Origin of the sequence: Serratia myotis, from assembly GCF_027474885.1 — a bacterium.
GTDB classification, from domain to species: Bacteria; Pseudomonadota; Gammaproteobacteria; order Enterobacterales; family Enterobacteriaceae; genus Serratia; species Serratia proteamaculans.
The window spans coordinates 584,387-599,922 of the sequence record NZ_CP099707.1; the positions used below are offsets into that span (position 1 = coordinate 584,387).

At 58.3% G+C, this 15,536-nt stretch carries 16 protein-coding genes; 11 read left to right on the plus strand and 5 right to left on the minus strand.

Annotated elements, in window-relative coordinates:
* The first annotated feature begins 65 nt into the window (after positions 1-65).
* From NHG65_RS02640 to NHG65_RS02650, 3 genes are all read left to right on the plus strand, one after another.
* Entirely contained in the window at positions 66-824 is a 759-nt protein-coding gene (locus NHG65_RS02640; protein ID WP_207977959.1) for a helix-turn-helix transcriptional regulator, read from the plus strand.
* A gap of 101 nt (positions 825-925) precedes the next feature.
* The gene (locus tag NHG65_RS02645) at positions 926-2,227 is read left to right on the plus strand and encodes an NAD(P)/FAD-dependent oxidoreductase (RefSeq protein WP_207977957.1); all 1,302 of its coding nucleotides are present in this window, start codon (positions 926-928) and stop codon (positions 2,225-2,227) included.
* A gap of 21 nt (positions 2,228-2,248) precedes the next feature.
* Positions 2,249-2,614: a cupin domain-containing protein gene (locus NHG65_RS02650; protein ID WP_099063191.1), complete on the plus strand. Its 366-nt coding sequence runs from the start codon at positions 2,249-2,251 to the stop codon at positions 2,612-2,614.
* Between the two features lie 41 nt (positions 2,615-2,655).
* Here NHG65_RS02650 and NHG65_RS02655 read toward each other — a convergent pair whose 3' ends face one another.
* The 4 genes from NHG65_RS02655 to NHG65_RS02670 form a co-directional block, all read right to left on the minus strand.
* Complete coding sequence (locus NHG65_RS02655; RefSeq protein ID WP_499182920.1) at positions 2,656-3,462, minus strand: alpha/beta hydrolase; 807 nt, start codon at positions 3,460-3,462, stop codon at positions 2,656-2,658.
* 97 nt (positions 3,463-3,559) lie between these two features.
* On the minus strand, positions 3,560-4,672 hold the full coding sequence (locus NHG65_RS02660) for a class II histone deacetylase (protein WP_499182921.1): 1,113 nt from the start codon (positions 4,670-4,672) through the stop codon (positions 3,560-3,562).
* 13 nt (positions 4,673-4,685) lie between these two features.
* Positions 4,686-5,858, minus strand: coding sequence for an MFS transporter (locus tag NHG65_RS02665; protein ID WP_499182922.1), 1,173 nt, complete (start codon positions 5,856-5,858; stop codon positions 4,686-4,688).
* 140 nt (positions 5,859-5,998) lie between these two features.
* Positions 5,999-6,649: a helix-turn-helix transcriptional regulator gene (locus NHG65_RS02670; RefSeq protein WP_112349064.1), complete on the minus strand. Its 651-nt coding sequence runs from the start codon at positions 6,647-6,649 to the stop codon at positions 5,999-6,001.
* Positions 6,650-7,349: 700 nt separating this feature from the next.
* On the opposite strand from NHG65_RS02670, the gene NHG65_RS02675 reads away from it, so the two are divergent.
* The 5 genes from NHG65_RS02675 to NHG65_RS02695 are packed head-to-tail and all read left to right on the plus strand — an operon-like array spanning position 7,350 to position 11,784.
* Positions 7,350-8,843, plus strand: coding sequence for an APC family permease (locus NHG65_RS02675; protein WP_499182923.1), 1,494 nt, complete (start codon positions 7,350-7,352; stop codon positions 8,841-8,843).
* Positions 8,818-9,405 carry a DUF3156 family protein gene (locus NHG65_RS02680; protein ID WP_261416094.1) on the plus strand — a complete coding sequence of 196 codons (588 nt, stop codon included), beginning with the start codon at positions 8,818-8,820 and terminating at the stop codon, positions 9,403-9,405. The genes NHG65_RS02675 and NHG65_RS02680 overlap by 26 nt, the downstream gene beginning before the upstream one ends.
* Entirely contained in the window at positions 9,398-10,180 is a 783-nt protein-coding gene (locus tag NHG65_RS02685; protein ID WP_261427639.1) for an SDR family NAD(P)-dependent oxidoreductase, read from the plus strand. The genes NHG65_RS02680 and NHG65_RS02685 overlap by 8 nt, the downstream gene beginning before the upstream one ends.
* Before the next feature lie 10 nt (positions 10,181-10,190).
* The gene (locus NHG65_RS02690) at positions 10,191-10,988 is read left to right on the plus strand and encodes a molybdenum cofactor biosynthesis F family protein (protein ID WP_499182924.1); all 798 of its coding nucleotides are present in this window, start codon (positions 10,191-10,193) and stop codon (positions 10,986-10,988) included.
* Between the two features lie 4 nt (positions 10,989-10,992).
* Positions 10,993-11,784 carry an SDR family oxidoreductase gene (locus NHG65_RS02695; protein ID WP_261427637.1) on the plus strand — a complete coding sequence of 264 codons (792 nt, stop codon included), beginning with the start codon at positions 10,993-10,995 and terminating at the stop codon, positions 11,782-11,784.
* A gap of 122 nt (positions 11,785-11,906) precedes the next feature.
* Here the strand turns inward: NHG65_RS02695 and hpaR are convergent, their stop codons facing one another.
* The gene (hpaR, locus tag NHG65_RS02700; protein WP_207977943.1) at positions 11,907-12,359 is read right to left on the minus strand and encodes a homoprotocatechuate degradation operon regulator HpaR; all 453 of its coding nucleotides are present in this window, start codon (positions 12,357-12,359) and stop codon (positions 11,907-11,909) included.
* Positions 12,360-12,683: 324 nt separating this feature from the next.
* On the opposite strand from hpaR, the gene NHG65_RS02705 reads away from it, so the two are divergent.
* Genes NHG65_RS02705 through hpaE form a run of 3 tightly spaced genes read left to right on the plus strand, consistent with a single transcriptional unit; the run spans position 12,684 to position 15,528 of the window.
* Positions 12,684-13,316 (plus strand): fumarylacetoacetate hydrolase family protein, encoded by a 633-nt coding sequence (locus NHG65_RS02705; RefSeq protein ID WP_099063182.1) that lies wholly within the window; start codon positions 12,684-12,686, stop codon positions 13,314-13,316.
* A complete protein-coding gene (locus NHG65_RS02710) occupies positions 13,313-14,077 on the plus strand; it encodes a fumarylacetoacetate hydrolase family protein (protein WP_099063181.1) in 765 nt (254 codons plus the stop codon). Before NHG65_RS02705 ends, NHG65_RS02710 begins: the two co-directional genes overlap by 4 nt.
* Positions 14,074-15,528: a 5-carboxymethyl-2-hydroxymuconate semialdehyde dehydrogenase gene (hpaE, locus tag NHG65_RS02715; protein ID WP_207977939.1), complete on the plus strand. Its 1,455-nt coding sequence runs from the start codon at positions 14,074-14,076 to the stop codon at positions 15,526-15,528. Before NHG65_RS02710 ends, hpaE begins: the two co-directional genes overlap by 4 nt.
* Positions 15,529-15,536 lie beyond the last annotated feature (8 nt).

Below are 15,536 nucleotides of genomic sequence, written 5' to 3' on the forward strand. Positions count from 1 at the left end.
ACAAGCAGGCCACGGCACAGCCGGAATAAGGTGATTGTTAATTTATTAATGATGGCGAGGCGGAGATGAATATTCAGGTCGAAAGATTATCAGCGGTGATCGACACAGTGGCGACCCCGCGTTTCTATCCCAGCCTGCTGGCCTGGCTGGAAGGTTACTTCGCCTTTGATAACGCCATTGTTTATGCCTTCGACCGTGGTCAGCCACCACGCTGCCTGATCAAAACCGAGAAAGAAAACAGTGACGCGGTAAATCAGCTCTACCAGCAGGGCGCTTATCTGCAGGATCCGTTTTATCAGGCGCTGAACGGCGGTGGGGGTAGCGAGGTCTTGACCCTGCGTCAACTGGCCCCCAGCGGCTTTTATCACACTGAGTATTATCGTAATTTTTATCGCATGACCGGCTGGCATGACGAAGCCGGCGTGCTGCTGCCGCTGACGCCGGAACGCGGGTTGGGGGTGTTTTTTGGCTCGGCGCGCCAGTCGGTGGGGGTGCGTTCCCCACAGCTGGCAGACCTGCGAGACGCGCTGACGCTGCTGAAAAGCGTCGCTCGCCTGCATGGCGAAGTGAGGGTTGCGCCCGCCACGCCAGACCGGGTAACGGACAGTGCCGTGCAGGCGCGTTATTTGCTGACTCCTCGGGAGCGAGAGATTGTGGATCTGATCCTCGATGGCTGCGGTTCGCAACAGATCGCCGACCGGCTGTTTATCAGCCTGGGTACGGTGAAAAACCACCGCAAAAACATCTACAGCAAGCTGGATATCGGCTCACAGGCCGAATTGTTCAGCCTGCTGCTGGCCACGCCGCTGCGTCGCAGCGCCTGAGTGTTAATTATTTGTTGCGAATGTCCCTAAGGGGACATGGTGGCCGTCGGGCCGCTTGCCGATAATCCGCTGACAGAGCCAGGGTCATCGGGAGTGCGGCAGTGAATAATAATATCGAATCCTTAACCTATTACGCGGCAACCAAAAAGTACGATCTGCGCTTCCCGACGCTGGAAGAGGATCTGGATGTTGACGTGGTGATCATCGGCGGCGGCTTCTCCGGCATCAATACCGCGCTGGAGCTGGCGGAGCAGGGCATCACCAATATCGCCATTCTGGAAGGCCGTCATTTGGGTTACGGCGGTACCGGGCGTAACGGCGGGCAGGTGATGGCCGGTATCGGCCACGATTTGGAAAAGATCAAACGCCACGTTGGCCCGGCCGGGCTGGAAACCATCTTTAAAATCAGTAATCTCGGCGCCGGGATTATTCGCGAGCGCATCAAAAAATACCAAATTGATGCCGATTTCTGCTTTGGCTATGGCTACCTGGGCAGCAACGCGCGGCAGGAGAAAACCCTGCGCAGCTGGCTGAAGGAGTTCAAGGCGGTCTCGCCGGACGAAGAGATCGAACTCTATACCGGATCCGAGGTGAAGCAGGTGGTGGGATCGGACGCCTACACCTGTGCATTGAAACACATGGGCGGCGGCCACGTGCATTCGCTCAACCTGTTGCTGGGCGAGGCCCAGGCGTTGAGCGGCTACGGCGTGAAGATCTTCGAAAACAGCAGCGTGCTCGACGTGGAGTATGGCCCGCGCATAAAGGTGCGTACTGCCATGGGGTCGGTACGTGCCAACAAAATGCTGTGGGCGTGCAACGGTTTTCTCAACGGCATGGAGCCGTTCATCTACAACAAAACCATCAATACCTACGCTTTCCAGCTGGCGACCGAACCGCTGTCTGACGAACTGATCCGCCAGATCAGCCCGATCCGCGGTGCCTACAGCGACATCCGCCCGGTGATCGACTATTACCGGGTGACCAACGAAAACCGCCTGCTGTTCGGCAGCGCCACTCGCTTGATCGAATACATTCCGGCAGATCTCAAAGCCTGGAACCGTCATCTGATGTTGAAGGTGTTTCCGTACCTGCATAACGTCAAGATCGACCTGGCCTGGGGCGGGCCGCTGTGCTGCAGCGCCAACCTGTTCCCGCAGATTGGTACCTTGCCGCAGCACGATAACGTGTTCTACGTGCAGGGCTATTCCGGCTTTGGCGTAACGCCGAGCCATATCGTTTGCAAGGTGCTGGCGGAGGGCATGAGTGAAGGATCCGATCGTTACAGCCTGATGAGTTCGATCCCGCACGTCAATATCTTCGGCAAGGACAAACTGCGGCGGGTGATGACCACCGCCGGCAAGGTGTGGCACCAGACATCCGGCTACTGGAAAGGCCGCCGTTAATTCTTATCACAGGAGAGAAAAATGAAACCATTACTGCTTAAACAACCGCTGCCTGAACTGCTGGAGATTGGCAGCGTCAGTAATCTGGGCGCCAGAGTGATCGCCGGTGAGCCAACCGTCGGCGTGGCGGGCATTTTCGGTGAGCCGACCGACAATCTGAGCTGCGGCATCTTTAGCTGTACCCGTGGCACCTTTGTGATGGAGTATCCGTTTGCTGAACACGCCACGGTGTGGGAAGGCACGGCAACGCTGACCGATGAGAACACCGGTCAATCCGTACAGTATCAGGCCGGGGATTCGTGGTTTGTCGAGAAAGGCACGCCGGTGCGCTGGGAGATCACCTCCGATCGCTTTGTGAAACACTATCTGGCGATTGTCGAAGGTTGATCTCGGCGCCAGCCCCTCTCCAGCGGGAGAGGGGCAATCCGCTATCCCAGCACCCGCTTAATAAAGTCGCCGATCCGCCGCAATATCTGATCCTTGTTGGTTTCGTTAAAACTTTCATGCCGTCCGCCGGGGTTAATCATGACCTCAAAATCACTGCCCTTCAGCAGGTTAATGGTGGTTTGCGATTGTGCCATCAGCACCAGCCGGTCGTCGTCACCGTGTATCCACAGCGTGGGCAGTGCGCCGAAGCCCGGCCCGTCGTTGATTTTGGCCAGCATCTGCTGCATGGCGTGCAACGTCGGGCGTTTGAAGGGCCCATGCCACACCAGCGGATCGGCCTGATAAGCCACGCCGACTGCCGGATCGCGCGACAGAGTGGCGGTATCGAGCGGCTCATCAGAGATCTTCGGCAGGCCAAGCAGATCGGAGATCTGGGTTCTTTCGCCGATCAACGGGCCGGAGAGCACCAGCGCGCGCACGTCATCGCCATAACGCTGAACGTAACGGGTGGCGATCATGCCGCCCATCGAATGGCCGATGACCACCAGCGGGATGCCAGGGTGTAATACCTTAAAATGCTCGACTACGCAGTGAATGTCGTCGACCACGGCATCATAATCCTCAATCAATACGCGTTCACCCTGTGACAACCCATGGCCGAGATGGTCAGGGCCGAACACCCGTGCGCCCTGTGCTTCTAACGTTCGCGCCACGTACTGATAGCGACCGAGATGCTCGCCATAACCGTGCACCAGCAGCGCCAGAAAGCGTGGCCGCTCATGGCCCCAATCGTGGACCGCAATGTCGCCCTGACTGCCTTTGATAAAGCTAATCTTCTGTTCAGACATATTATTTTTCTCATCGGTAGGGATTACGGAGGTCTTATTCAGCGTAGTGGTAAAGCGGGGAATGGTCAGGGGCGCTGAGTGCTGCGCCCCGGAGTGATTAGCGAATGAACTGCTGCGCCAGCCTATCGATGGCCTGGCGTTGGAACTGGTTGAAGGCTTCGCGCGGTTGCTGCTGCTGGATGAATTCCAGCAGCGGATCCTGGACTTCGGTGCGGATGCCACTGAGTTGTTCCATCACCGCCAGGCCGCAGAACGGCACGTAGGATTCGGCATAACCGCCCTCATGCACCATCACCAATTTTCCTCCACACAGACGATCGGCTGCGTCCTGCAGCAAAGCCGTCATGTTGCGGAAACTGTCGCTGTGCAACTGCATGCGTGCCAGCGGATCCAGGGCGTTGGCGTCGTAGCCGCAGGCGACAATGATCAACTCCGGCTGGAATTGCTCCAGTGCCGGAATGACGATTTGCTGCATGGCATACAGATAGCCGTCGTCACCGGCCCCGGCCAGCAGCGGAATATTGATGTTATAGCCTTCGCCCGGCCCGGCCCCGCAGTCTTGTTCACCGGAGTACCCGACGGGGAAGCAGCCGTCCTGATGCAACGACAGCGTCAACACGTCGTCACGCTGCCAGTAGATATGCTGGGTACCATTGCCGTGATGCACGTCCCAGTCGAGTATCGCCACCTTGCCCAAACCGTATTTTTGTTTAGCGCGCTCGATGGCGATCGGGATATTGGCCAAAAAACAAAAGCCCATCGACTGGTCCGGCAGGCAGTGGTGACCCGGCGGGCGTGACAGCGCATAGGCGTTATCCAGCTCACCCAGCAGCACGGCCTCGACCGCCGCGCAGGCTAACCCGGCGGACAGTTTGGCAATCTCATAGCTGCCCGGTCCCAGCGGAGCTTCTTCCCCCAGCATGCCGCCACCGTTGTCGCTCAGCTGTTTGAAACGTTGTAAATAATCGGCCGGGTGAATGCGCAGCAGGTCTTCATCCGTCGCCAGTTCGGCGCTCAGCAGTGTGAGCTGACGCGACAGGCCGGACACATCCATCAGGTTCTTCATCCGCCGTTTGGTTTCCGGCGACTCCGCATGGCCGGCCCCCGAAGGCGGTTGCACCCAGCCGCCAACCGGCAGCGTGGTGGCGTGCAGGCCGGTGCTGTGCCAGAAACAGCGTTCATCAAACAAGAAACCGGTTTTTCTTTTCACCTTTTTACTCCTGTTAAACGGCGCGGCGAGCGCGCGGTGAAGCCAACAAAATCAACAGTAACGACAGCAGTGAGCAGCCCAATGCGCCAACCAGCAGCGCGTCAAAACCGCCTGAAGATTCAATCAGGTAGCCGGCCAGCGTCGGGCCAATCGCCATACCGCCGCCAATCACCAGATTGATGTTGTTCATCAGCTTGCCGTTGTTATCCAGCCCGGCGACGCGGGCCAAAATAAACGGCAGCACAAAGGTCCAGGTAAATTTGAATAACACCGCCGCCAGCGCGAAACGCAGCAACAGGGGCTCGCGGATCAGCAGCGCGATACCGGCGAGCAGCAAACCGTAACCCAGCCAAATCAGCCGGTTGCCGCCACGACCGGCACTGATCAAAGCGGCAGCGCCGGCACCGACGATGCCGAACAGCGTGGCGGTGGCCAGTACCTGACCGCTGTGTACCGGTGAAAGACCGGCCGCGGCGGCGATGCTGCCGATAAAGGTCCAGACTGCGCTCAGGCTGATGTAAAAGGTCAGTACCGCCAATACGGCGATGATTTTGCGCAGCCGGGGGGCGGTGGCGGAATGAGCGGCGGATTGCACCGGGTGAAACCCGCTGGGGAAGGCGCCGATCAGCGGCAGGCAGCACAGCATGATAGCCGCCAGGATCAGATAGACCGCCATCAACCCAAAATGGGCGAACAGCGGCGGCAGCACCAGCAGCCCGACCGCGCCCAACACCAGTTGGCCCAGTACCCACAGGGCGTAAACCCGGCTGGGGTTGGCGGTGCCCGCCGCGCAGGTGATACACAGGATCATCAAGGTGCCGCCCGCCAGCGAGGCGACAAAACGCAGCCACAGCAGCAGGCTGAAATCGCTGACCCACGCCGAGGCCAGGTTACCGGCGATAAACACGGCCGCTGCCAGTGCTGCCACCCGGCGCCAGTTAACGCGGCTAATCCACCACCAGGCGGGCAGCGTGGCCAGGCTCATTGCCCCCAGCTCGGTAGAAAACAGATGGCCGATTTGCGCCGGAGTCAGCAGCCATTGGCTGGCCAACTGCGCGGCTATGGCCGGTGCGGTCATCAGGATGCCCGGCGCAATGGCGGCAAAGAGAATAATGGCGGTCAACAGCCGTGGCGGGCAGGGAAGCGCCGTCCCGACGGTGGGCACAGAAACAGAATCACTGGACATAATAATGATCTCCACAGGGTAAGCCTGAGTCAGATATACCCGCGATGCCATGTTTTAGGCAGGCGGAAACCGCGCCATTGATGACGAATAATTAACGCGTTTAATTTATCGGTCATAAGCCATTGCTATGGCTTAATTTATCATCCGTGTGCAATAAAGCTGTTGGCGACCAATTCGGTGCGATTTACGACTTCGGTTTTGGCAAATATATTGCGCATGTGGGTTTTCACCGTCGAAAGGGAAATACCCAACTTCAGCGCGATGCGTTTATTACTGGCCCCTTCGCGCACCATATTAACGATCTCTTGCTCCTTGGCGGTCAGCAATTGGGCTTCACCACCAGGTAGCAGATCGCGGGTCGCCAGCTCGATCAGCGGCATCACCGCCCGCAGGCGACCGCGCTCCAGCTCGGTAAACGGCGTATCGCGAATCAATGACACTCCGGCGACAATGCGTTTACGCTGGCGGATAAATATCTCCGTCATATCGCGCATGTGATTGGGCAGCATAAAGTCATGATAATAATGCCGGTTATTGGCGATCGCCGCCGGGCTCATGCCGACCATATTAATATCCTGCTGGTGGAAGTTGGCCGGTTTAAGCGGATCAATCTGCTGGAAATGATTCAAATACTGCTGATGGGTGTTATCGGAAATGCCATGCAAAATATAATGGTCTGGCCGCAGATCCGGATTAACCAAATAAAATACCCCGGCGGACACCGGGATAAGATGAGCAATGGTGTTCAGACAGCTCGTGATAAAGGCATCGGATGGTGCAGTGGTGTGCATGATTCATTTCCTCCCCTTATCATTCTGTCTGGAGAACTATTGCGGTCAATATATGAACGATACAAGCATAGCGGTAGCAATTTTGCAACACAATTAAAACATATTAACAACGTGAGCCGGATTGCAATAAAATACATAAATAACAAGGCGGCGATCGGTTGTTGATGGCTCCAGCGGTCTTTTGGTGTCAATATTTCATTAATATATTAACGAATGTGGTATGTCCTTCCCGCTGAATTTACAGCGATTTCCTATTTAGAGTGACGTCCCCGCCACGAATCGCCCTTTTGTAACCCCGCAGGGCCGTCTTCGACAGCTCGTTCTTAAGAACGATAGACAAACACCGCAGCGCTTGATCCTCTCTGGAAATCCTTTCACCCCGGCTAAAACCATAACGGCTGACCGGACTAAAAAGGTAAGACGAAAAAGCTATGGCTCGGCCTTAGATTCCTTAAAAAGCCAGTTATTAGGGAGAGCGTGCCGAAGGGGTCGTAGCGGCGCAGCCGCCGGAGTGCCCCTCGGTGCGCTAGGCCCGGGTATCTAGGGCTAAATAGCAGCTTTGCGATCAAATCTTCTCGTTCTTAAGGACGATAGTCAGCATTTTCTTTTCCTCTCTATAGTGATATTGCCGCCACTGGCGACGCCAAACCTGCAAATGCAACATCAGGGCAAAACGATAAAACTATAAGAGGAAATAACCATGAACCTGTCGTCGCGGCTTCACGCCCATCTTGAGCGGGGCAAGGTCGGATTCCCCACCACGCTGGCCAGCTCGGTCGGGGTGATTATGGCCAGCCCGGTGATCCTCACCGTCACCAGCGGTTTTGGCATCGGCGGCGACACCTTCGCGCTGGCGATGCTGATCGCCTTTATCATGATGCAGGCGCAGCTCACGACCTTCTCGGAAGCGGCGGCGATCCTGCCGACCTCAGGCTCGGTCTATGACTACATCGCCTGCGGCATGGGGCGCTTTTTTGCCATTACCGGCGCGCTGTCGGCCTACCTGATTGTGCATATCTTTGCCGGTACCGCCGAAACCATACTCTCCGGCATCATGGCGCTGGTGAATTTCGAGCACCTCAACACCCTGATGGAAACCCACAATGCCTCCTGGATGGTCGGGGTTGGGCTGGTGATCGTGTTCGGCATACTCAACGCTTTTGGCATTGAGGCGTTCGGTAAAGCGGAAATTGTGCTGACCTTCGCCATGTGGAGCACGTTGGTGATCTTTGGCATTGCCGGGTTGCTTTCACCGCATGCCGTGCCGCTGGAAGGCTGGTTCGGTCGCACTCTGAGCCTGAACGATCCGTTCGCGGTGTTCAGCCTGATCGGCATGGCGATGTTCATGTTCGTCGGCTGCGAACTGGTCACGCCGATGGCGCCGGAGATCAAACGCTCCGCCAGCGTCATTCCGCGTGCCATGTCGCTGGGGCTGTGCGGCGTGGCGATGTGCATGGCCTTATACGGCGCGGCGCTCAGCCACCAGGTGGAAAACGTGCTGGTGGATGCCGCCAACGGCGTTCATCTGCTGGACACGCCGATGGCCATTCCGGCCTTTGCCGGCCAGGTGATGGGCGAGTTCGGCAAATATTGGTTGGGCATTGGCCTGCTGTTGGCCGGGGCGGCGACCATCAACACGCTGATGGCCGCGGTGCCACGTATTCTTTATGGCATGGCGCTGGACGGCGCGCTGCCACGCATCTTCGCTTACCTGCACCCGCGTTTTAAAACTCCGGTGGTGGGGATTTTGGTGGCGGTACTGATCCCCTGTGTGCACGCGTTTGCCATCCAGGGCAATCTCGACCGCATCATTCCGCTGGTGCTGGCGGCGGTGTGCGCCTGGGGCGTTGCCTACCTGCTGGTGACCTGCTCGGTGGTGATCCTGCGTGTTCGCCGCCCGGATCTGCCGCGTGCTTACAAGTCGCCGTGGTTCCCGCTGCCGCAAATCGTCTCCAGCGTTGGCATCGTGCTGGCGATTATCTATATCACTCCGCCGGGCATGAACCCGCGCGCGGTGTATATCCCTTTCAGCATCATGATTGGCCTGACAGCAGCTTACGCGCTGTTCTGGACCCTGTGCGTGCAGAAGGTCAACCCGTTCAAACCGGTGCCGGTCGAGCAGGTGCTGGAAACCGCCTTTGCCAAAGCAGAAGGCGAGGAGGCGCAGTTTGATCGGCTTACTTCCCTCACTTAACCGTTTCTGGCAGCGCGCACCGGCGGGTTATCAGCCGGGCGTCACCCTCAGCCGCCTGGCGAACAACCTGCAACCCTACGCCTGCGAGCGTCTGGCGCCGTGCCTGCTGCGGCTGACGTTAGCGCAAGGGCCGGTGATCGACATCAGTGAACAGGCCAGTGCGTTGTTTATGGCACATATCGTCAGCCACCGCTTTCAACTGCAGGGGAACTGCACGCTGAAAGAGCCGCTGACGCTGTGCATCACCGCCGGGGGATGGCTGCGGCGCAATGGGGTGGTGTATCGCGCCGCCCGCAATGACGCAGCGGCGCAGCGGGTGATTGCTGCCTTTCAGCGCTATCCACAAGTTGGCCAAACGCTGGCACAGCTGGATTTCCGCCGCATTCAACTGACGCTGGTTGCCGGACACTGGCGACTGGAGATCGAACATTTTGCCGCTTCGGAAGTGGTCAGCCGTTTGCCTGCCGGTCGTCGCTATCTGCGGTTGGAGCCGGAGCAACGGCGATTGCTGCTCAGCAGCCTGCTGATGATCGGCCAATTGATGGAGAGAATCGATGAATAGAGTGGTAGTGATTACCGGCGGTGGCACCGGCGTGGGCGCCGCCTGTGCCCGGTTACTGGCGGCCCAGGGCGATCGGGTATTTATCATCGGTCGTCGTCCTGAACCACTGACCGCACTGGCGGATGAGATCGGCGCGCAGGCGTTGGTCGGCGACGCCGCCAGTGGTGAATGTTGGCAAACCCTGCTGATGCCGGCCATTTTGCAACAGGCCGGGCGTATCGACTGCCTGATCGGTAGCGCCGGCGGTATGGGATTCAAACGCATTACCGACATGACCGACCAACAATGGCAGCAGGCGATGGACAGCAATCTCAACAGCGCATTTGCCAGTGCTCGCGCCTGTTTGCCGGAGCTGATGAAAACCGGCGGTAACCTGCTGTTTGTCGCTTCTATCGCCTCGTTGGCCGCCGGGCCGGAAGTTTGCGGTTACGTCACCGCCAAGCATGCGTTGATCGGGCTGATGCGTTCCATCGCTCGTGATTACGGTCCGCAGGGGGTGCGCGCCAACGCGGTGTGCCCTGGCTGGGTCACCACGCCGATGGCGGATGAAGAGATGCAGTTGCTGATGGACGCCCATCAGATTTCGCTGGCGCAGGCTTATCAGATGGTCTGCCGCGACGTGCCGTTGCGTCGTCCGGCCAGCGCTGAAGAAATCGCCGGCATCTGCCGTTTTCTCTGTTCGGCAGAGGCATCGATCATTACCGGCGCGGCGCTGGTGGCCGACGGCGGTTCAACCATCGTCGACGTGCCGACATTGGCTTTCACTTCCCTTTAAGGAGCATCAAATGAGTTCAGAAGCGGTATTTATTCAGGTGGGCGCGCTGGCGGAAGGCTTTGCCCCGCACAGCAATACGCTGGAACCACAGCACGGCCTTAGCGGCACTACGCTGGCATTGCGCTTTGCCGACGGGGAAACGCTGAGCTGTCATTTCGTCGATCAGCAGACGCTGAGCTGGGGTGAGTACCGGGGCATTGCTTATCGTGCCACCAGCATTCGCCCCGGCATTCTGTTTATCGATTTTCTCGATCCTGCGCAGGACAACGCCAGTATTACGCTGGTGTGCGATCGCAATCAGGGCAATTTCACCGCAGTCTACGGCCAGTTGCCGGATGAGCAGCAGACACGACTGGATGCCTTCAGCCGGGTTGAGCAGGGGTTGCCGCTGACGGCGGTCAAGGCGGAGTTCCACTTTGGCACGCTGGATGATGCCACCGTTGCGCCGCCACAGTTCACCGATGAGTTAATCGGCATGCGCAATATGTATACCTACAGCCCGACCGAACGCTATGAGCACATTTACCTGAACGACAATTTCTATGCCTGGCAGTGCCTGGACGGGGTGGAGAAAGGGCTGGCGGATGTCGATCGCTGCCACTACGTGAAGGTGGCCGAACAGCTCTACCTGTTCGTCTGGCGTGAGAAGATTGTGCCGACGCTGGGCGTGGTGATGATCGATCTGCAGGGCATGCGCACCGACGGCAAGATCCTCGGTTATCAGGGCAGTGACTTCAATGCGCTGAGCAATTTTGCCGTGGGTGCCCACGCCCAGGTGCTGAATACCACGCGTCATCCACGGGGATAGGCCGATGAAGACACCTTATGCGGCCGATGCCTTTAGCGGCCAGGTGGTGCTGGTGACCGGCGGAGCGCAGGGTATTGGGCTGGCGATTGTCAGCGCCTTTGCCCGGCTGGGGGCCACGGTGGTACTGGCGGATCTGCAACTGCAGAAGGCGCAGGATGAGGCGGAAATACTGCAACAACAAGGTTGGCGGGTGCAGGCAATGGCCTGTGATCTGGCCGATCCGGGGCAGATTGCCGAACGGGTGGCAGAGGTAGGCCAGCGGTATCAGCGGCTGGACGTGGTCGTCCACAACGCGGCCTACTTCCCGCTAACTCCCTTCGCCGAGATTGACGCGGTGCTGTTGCAACGCACGCTGAGCGTCAATTTGATGGCTCCGTTTTTTCTGGCTCAGGCGGCGTTGCCGTGGATGCAGCGTCAGGGCGGTGGCAGTATTCTGGTGACCTCGTCGGTCACCGGGCCGCGGGTGGCTTATCCGGGGCTGGCACACTATGCCGCCTCGAAAGCCGGGGTGAACGGTTTTATTCGCGCGGCGGCGCTGGAGTTGGCGGGGGCGGGGATACGGGTCAACGGCGTGGAGCCGGGGATGATCCGCACACCGGCGATGGCCAATCTGGGGGGCGCTGCGGTCAATCAGGCGATTGCCGCAGCGGTACCGCTCGGGCGGCTGGGAGAGCCGGAAGACATTGCGGCGGCGATGGTGTTTCTCGCCTCACCGGCGGCGGCCTATATCACCGGCCAAACGCTGGTGGTGGACGGCGGCGCGTTACTCCCCGAGGCTCATCCTCTTCTTTCTTGACGTTGCAGCGTTGTTGGCTGCATGCGCTCACCCCAGTCACTTACTTAAGTAAGTGACTGGGGACTCACGCCCTGGCCGCCTGGCCGCAACGCCAATTAATTAGAGGATGATAATCGGAAGGATCATTTCTTTGCAGGATGGGCGGTCACGTTGGCGGGCAGTTTGTCGCCAAGCCGGATCAGTTCGTCCAGCAGCGTCATCAGTTGTTCCATCTTCTGCTGCGAAAACGCGGCTTCAATCTCACCGTAGCCCTGCTCCACCTGATGGCGTGCCACTTCATACAGCTCCTGGCCTTGCTGGGTCAGCGAAACGTACAGCTTGCGCTGATCGTTAACCGGCTTCAGGCGGAAGATCAGTTTATCGCGCTCCATGCGCGACAAAATGCCGGTCAGGCTGGGGCGCAGAATGCAGGTTTCCGCCGCCAATTCGTGGAACTCAATTGAACGGCTGTTGGCCAGTACGCGAATGATGCGCCATTGCTGTTCCGTCAGGTTATGACTTTTCAGAAACGGGCGGAAAAACCCCATGGCGGTTTCACGCGCCTGCAGCAGGGCAATGGTTAAAGATTCATGCATAGATTTGGCCTTAGCTATCAAGGTGTTCGTTATTCCGGTGCCGAACGCAGGGATGCAATGGACGGCCTGAATTTATTAATAACTTAATAGTAGCCAAGTTTACCCCGACGGATAAAGCGAAAATGTAGCTACGGGTGGAAAAATCGCCTGAAATTGATTAATACGTTGAATAATCACGCTAATGTTCGCGACTTGTGAATATTTTGTTATCACGATCACAAATCAACCCACCCGCGTTGCGTAAAAGCTGAACAGCGTATAAAAGTAATCATTAACATATTAATGAATGCCGGTTGTCATGTTCTGTCATTGAAAGGAGTTTGCATGAAAGGCACTGTATTTTCCGTCGCGTTGAATCACCGCAGCCAGATGGATGCCTGGGATCAGGCGTTCCATCAGCCACCTTATAAAACCCCACCCAAGACCCCGGTGTGGTTTATCAAACCGCGTAATACCTACCTCGCCAACGGCGGGGCGATCCCGTTTCCTGCCGGTGAGCAAGTGCAGAGCGGCGCGACGCTGGCGGTGGTGATTGGTAATACCGCGCGCAAGGTGCCGGCCGAACGGGTGGCCGACTATCTGGCCGGTTATGCGCTGGCCAATGACATCAGCCTGCCGGAAAGCAGCTTTTACCGCCCGGCGATCAAAGCGAAATGCCGCGACGGTTTCTGTCCGCTGGGGGATCTCGGCCAGTTGGCGACCACTGGAAAACTGGAAATCATCACCGAAATCAATGGCGTGGAACAAGATCGCTGGTCAACGGCCGATCTGCTGCGTTCGGTGCCGGAACTGATCGCCGCCATCAGCGACTTTATTACCCTGCAGCCGGGTGACGCGGTGCTGATCGGCACGCCGCACCAGCGGGTGGAGATTAAACCCGGGGACGAAGTGACGGTGCGTGCCGCCGGTCTGCCGACCCTGACCAACCGCGTGACGCAGGCAGGAGAAGCATCATGAAACACGCCCGTATTCGCCATCATGGCCAAATTGTTAACGTCAACGTCGACGATCAACTGCGTGTCACTCTGCCGGACGGCAGCGTTGTCGATGAGTTGGACGTCGAGTGGTTGCCACCGGCGCAAGGCACGGTGTTTGCCCTGGGCCTGAATTATGCCGACCACGCCAGCGAGCTGGAATTCAAGGCACCGGAAGAACCGCTGGTGTTCCTGAAGGCACCGAACACCCTGACCGGGCATCGCCAGGTGTCGGTACGCCCTGCCGACGTTGAGTATATGCACTACGAAGCCGAGCTGGTGGCGGTGATCGGCAAAACCGCGCGCAATGTCAGCCGCGAAAACGCCATGGACTATGTGGCGGGTTACACCCTGTGTAACGACTACGCCATCCGCGACTATCTGGAAAATTACTATCGCCCGAATCTGCGGGTGAAAAGCCGCGACACCCTGACGCCAATCGGCCCGTACATTGTCGATCGCGATGATATTGCCGACCCGCACCGTTTGGCACTCAGCACTTACGTCAACGGTGAACTGCGTCAGCGCGGCAGCACTGGCGACATGATTTTTGATATCCCCTATTTGATCAGCTACCTGAGCGAATTTATGACGCTGCAACCGGGTGACATGATCGCCACCGGTACCCCGAAAGGCTTGGCAGACGTGCAGCCGGGTGACGAAGTGGTGGTGGAGATCGAGGGCATCGGCCGTCTGGTTAACCACATCATCAGTGAAAAAGATTACGAGGAAAGCCTGCGATGAAAACCATCAACCATTGGATTAACGGTAAAAACGTAGCCAGCAAAGAGTACTTCACTACCACCAACCCGGCCAACGGCGAGGTGCTGGCGGAAGTGGCGTCCGGCGGACAGCTGGAGATCGACCAGGCGGTGGCCGCCGCCAAGGCCGCCTTCCCGAAATGGGCCAATACGCCAATGAAAGAGCGTGCGCGCCTGATGCGTCGCCTGGGTGAACTGATCGACGAGAACGTACCGCAGATCGCCGAGATGGAAACGGCCGACACCGGTCTGCCGATCCACCAAACCAAAAACGTGCTGATCCCACGCGCCTCGCACAACTTTGAGTTCTTCGCCGAGATCTGCCAGCAGATGAACGGCCGCACCTACCCGGTGGACGACAAGATGCTCAACTACACGCTGATCCAGCCGGTCGGGGTCTGTGCGCTGGTGTCGCCGTGGAACGTGCCTTTCATGACCGCCACCTGGAAAACCGCGCCCTGCCTGGCATTGGGCAACACCGCGGTGCTGAAAATGTCCGAGCTGTCACCGCTGACCGCCGATCGTCTGGGCGAACTGGCGCTGGAAGCCGGTATTCCGACCGGGGTGCTCAACGTGGTGCAGGGTTACGGCTCTACCGCCGGGGATGCGCTGGTGCGCCATAAAGACGTGCGCGCCGTGTCCTTTACCGGCGGCACCGCCACCGGTCGCCGGATTATTGAAAGCGCCGGGCTGAAGAAGTTTTCCATGGAGCTGGGCGGTAAATCGCCGGTGCTGATTTTTGAGGATGCCGACATTGAACGTGCGCTGGACGCCGCGCTGTTCACCATTTTCTCGATCAACGGTGAACGCTGCACCGCCGGTTCTCGCATCTTTATTCAGGAGAGCATCTACCCGGAATTCGTCAAACGCTTCGCCGAGCGCGCCAACCGCCTGCGAGTGGGGGATCCGCAAGATCCCAATACCCAGGTCGGAGCGTTGATCAGCCCGCAGCACTGGGAAAAAGTTTCCGGCTATATCCGCCTTGGCATCGAGGAAGGGGCAACTCTGCTGGCCGGCGGCCCGGATAAACCGGCCGGTCTGAGCCACGGCAACTTCCTGCGCCCAACGGTGCTGGCGGATGTCGACAACCGGATGCGTATCGCGCAGGAGGAGATTTTCGGGCCGGTGGCCTGCCTGCTGCCGTTCAAATCAGAAGAAGACGGCCTGCGCATGGCCAACGACGTGGAATACGGCCTGGCGTCGTATATCTGGACGCAGGATGTGAGCAAGGTGCTGCGTCTGGCCCGCAATATTGAAGCGGGCATGGTTTTCGTTAACACCCAAAACGTACGCGATCTGCGCCAGCCGTTTGGCGGCGTGAAATCCTCCGGTACCGGCCGTGAAGGCGGGGAATACAGCTTCGAAGTGTTTGCCGAGATGAAGAACGTGTGTATTTCCATGGGTGATCACCCGATCCCACGCTGGGGCGTTTAAGTCTGCCC